This is a genomic window from Stenotrophomonas sp. Sm6012 (assembly GCF_030985895.1).
Classification (GTDB): Bacteria; Pseudomonadota; Gammaproteobacteria; order Xanthomonadales; family Xanthomonadaceae; genus Stenotrophomonas; species Stenotrophomonas forensis.
In genome coordinates this window covers 1-3,193 of record NZ_JAPTFX010000240.1, presented here as the reverse complement: position 1 = coordinate 3,193, position 3,193 = coordinate 1, and the positions used below count along the sequence as shown (strand labels likewise).

At 68.3% G+C, this 3,193-nt stretch carries 3 protein-coding genes; all 3 read left to right on the top strand.

The annotated features are described in order from the left end of the window. Positions 1 to 124 precede the first annotated feature (124 nt). The 3 genes from O0J73_RS21940 to mdtD all read left to right on the top strand — a co-directional run bounded on the left by O0J73_RS21940 (position 125) and on the right by mdtD (position 2,975). Positions 125 to 364: a WGR domain-containing protein gene (locus tag O0J73_RS21940; protein WP_006463695.1), complete on the top strand. Its 240-nt coding sequence runs from the start codon at positions 125 to 127 to the stop codon at positions 362 to 364. Positions 365 to 390: 26 nt separating this feature from the next. Beyond that, a complete protein-coding gene (hemE, locus tag O0J73_RS21935; RefSeq protein WP_100440390.1) occupies positions 391 to 1,473 on the top strand; it encodes a uroporphyrinogen decarboxylase in 1,083 nt (360 codons plus the stop codon). A gap of 92 nt (positions 1,474 to 1,565) precedes the next feature. Continuing rightward, positions 1,566 to 2,975 (top strand): multidrug transporter subunit MdtD, encoded by a 1,410-nt coding sequence (gene mdtD, locus O0J73_RS21930; RefSeq protein WP_197564203.1) that lies wholly within the window; start codon positions 1,566 to 1,568, stop codon positions 2,973 to 2,975. Positions 2,976 to 3,193: the final 218 nt, after the last annotated feature.

The window sequence follows — 3,193 nt, the reverse complement described above, 5'->3', positions numbered from 1 at the left end:
TGCAGCACCATGCCGAGGCGCTGGTTGCTGGCGAAGACGGCGTGCTGTCCGAAGCGATCGCACGCAGCTGCCGGCACTACGGCGTTGCGACAGGGGTCACCCGTGCCCCGCTACAATCAGTGCCATGCACGTCTATCTGCAACATCCCGATGCCGGTGCGCAGGCACCGCGCTTCCTGCGCCTGAGCCTGCAGCCGGACCTGTTCGGCGGTTGGGAACTGCTGCGCGAGAGCGGTCGCATCGGTGGCCGCTCGCAGCTTCGGCGCGAGCTGTTCCTGCAGGCCGATGAAGCACGCCATGCCTTCGAGAAGGCCCGTGATGCCGAACTGCATCGCGGCTTCCAGATCCTTTCGCACGGCGACTGACGCCGCTGCCAACTTTCGCCCAAGGAATGCCCATCGTGACCAGCCCTCTCCGCAACGATCGCCTGCTGCGCGCCCTGCGCCGCGAACCGGTGGACTGCACCCCCGTCTGGCTGATGCGCCAGGCCGGCCGCTACCTGCCGGAGTACCGTGCGACCCGGGCCAAGGCCGGCAGCTTCCTGGCCATGGCCAAGACCCCGGAGATCGCCTGCGAAGTCACTCTGCAGCCGCTGCGCCGCTTCCCGCTGGACGCGGCGATCCTGTTCTCGGACATCCTCACCATCCCCGATGCGATGGGCCTGGAGCTGTATTTCGTCGAAGGCGAAGGCCCGAAATTCCGCCACCCGGTGCGCGATGAAGCCGCCATCGCCAGGCTGGCAGTGCCGGACATGGAACAGGACCTGGGCTATGTGATGGACGCGGTGCGGCTGATCCGCCGCGAGTTGGACGGCCAGGTGCCGCTGATCGGCTTCTCCGGCAGCCCGTGGACGCTGGCCTGCTACATGGTGGAAGGCGGCGGCAGCAAGGACTTCTCGCGCATCAAGGCCATGGCGCTGAACCACCCGCAGGCCCTGCACCGCCTGCTGGAAGTGACCACCGAGGCGGTGATCGCCTACCTCGGCGCGCAGCGCGCGGCCGGTGCGCAGGCCCTGCAGGTGTTCGACACCTGGGGCGGCGTGCTGTCGCCGGCGATGTACCGCGAGTTCTCGCTGCGCTACCTGCAGCGGATTGCCCAGGGCCTGGACCGTGGCGAAGGCAGCGAGCGTACGCCGCTGATCCTGTTCGGCAAGGGCACCGGCCTGCACCTGGAAGCGCTGTCGCAGACCGGCGCCGATGCGCTCGGCCTGGACTGGACGCTGGACCTGGACGAGGCCCTGCGCCGCACCGGCGGCCGCGTTGCCCTGCAGGGCAACCTCGACCCGACCACGCTGTACGCCTCGCCCGATGCCATCGCCGCAGCCGCCGCGCGCGTGCTCGACACCTACGCCGCCGGCAACGGCGGTTCGCGCGAGGGCCATGTGTTCAACCTCGGCCACGGCATGTCTCCGGACATGGACCCGGCGCACGTGCAGGTACTGGTCGACGCGGTGCACGCGCACAGCCAGCGCTGAGCATTGCGCAGGCAACCACGGCGCGATGTTGATCGCGCCGTGACCCGCATTGCGCGATCATGGGGTCCCCCACGCTGCACCGGCCGCACGCCATGTCCACATCGTCATCGAACTACACCCGCCACCGCCCCCTGCTGTGGCTGGTGTCGCTGGCGATCTTCATGCAGATGCTGGATTCGACCATCGTCAACACCGCCTTGCCGGCGATGGCTGCCAGCCTGGGCGAAAGCCCGCTGCAGATGCAGTCGGTGGTGTTCAGCTACGCGCTGGCTGTAGCCACCTTCATTCCCGCCTCCGGCTGGATCGCCGACCGCTATGGCACGCGGCGCACCTTCCTGGTAGCGATCATCCTGTTCACTCTCGGTTCGCTGGCCTGCGCGCTGGCCCAGCACCTGCACCAGCTGGTCGGTGCGCGCGTGCTGCAGGGCATCGGCGGCGCGATGCTGCTGCCGGTCGGTCGGCTGGCGGTGATGCGTTCGGTATCGCGCGAGGATTTCCTGCGCGCGATGAGCTTCATCGCCATCCCGGCCCTGGTCGGCCCGCTGATCGGCCCGACCCTGGGCGGCTGGCTGGTCGAGATCGCATCCTGGCACTGGGTGTTCCTGATCAACCTGCCGATCGGCGTGATCGGTTTCATCGCCGCGATGAAGATCATGCCCGACCACTACGCCAGCCACCGCACCCGCTTCGACCTGCGCGGCTACGTCATGCTGGCCTTTGCGATGGTGGTGTTGTCGCTGGCGCTGGACGGCATCTCCGGCCTCGGCACCCCGCACGCGCTGGTGATGCTGATGACCGTTGCCGGCCTGGCTGCGCTGGTGGGTTACTGGCTGCATGCCGCCAACTCCACCGCGCCGTTGTTCTCGCTGGCACTGTTCCGCGTGCCCAGCTACCGCATCGGCATCCTTGGCAACCTGTTCTCGCGCATCGGCAGCAGTGCCATGCCGATGCTGATCCCGCTGCTGCTGCAGGTCGGCCTGGGCCTGGGCCCGATGAACGCCGGCCTGATGATGGTGCCCGTCGCTGCGGCGGGCATGGTGTCGAAGAAGCTGGCGGTGAAGCTGGTCGAGCGCTACGGCTACCGCCGCGTGTTGATGATCAACACCGTGCTGGTGGGGCTGGCGATGGCCAGCTTCATCCTGATGACACCGGGCCAGCACCTGGCGTGGCGCCTGCTGCAGCTGGCGTTCTTCGGCGCGGTCAATTCGCTGCAGTTCACCGTGATGAACACCGTGACCCTGCGCGACCTCGACCGCGAGTTCGCCAGCTCCGGCAACAGCCTGCTGTCGATGGTGATGATGCTCGCCGCCGGTTTCGGTGCCGCCGCGGCGGGCAGCCTGCTGGCTGCGTTCGGTACCCACTTGGACAGCAACAGTGCCACCGCCGCGCTGCATGCCACGTTCCTGTGCGTGGGTGCGATCACGCTGACCTCGACGATGATTTTCTGGCAGTTGCCGGACACCAAGCCGGAGCCACGACAGGTCGAGCACGTAGCGGAGTGAGGGGGTCGGCAGGGCCTGCGGCCCTGCACCTGCTGCAGGCAACGGCAACGGCAACGGCCAAAGCGGCATTCCGTGGGGTGGCGGGGCGGTGTCGGGTCGCGGGGACGCCGTGAACCCGTCCTTGGGGGCTTGGCCGCGGCATCCATGCCGCGGACACCCCGCAACCCGACACCGCCCCACCTCGGACAGATTCCGGCGGCGGTGGGTAGGTGTAGTCC

Coding starts and splice junctions, on each gene's coding strand:
- hemE (WP_100440390.1), top strand. CDS start 391: ATGCCCATCGTGACCAGCCCTCTCCGCAACGATCGCCTGCTGCGCGCC.
- mdtD (WP_197564203.1), top strand. CDS start 1,566: ATGTCCACATCGTCATCGAACTACACCCGCCACCGCCCCCTGCTGTGG.
- O0J73_RS21940 (WP_006463695.1), top strand. CDS start 125: ATGCACGTCTATCTGCAACATCCCGATGCCGGTGCGCAGGCACCGCGC.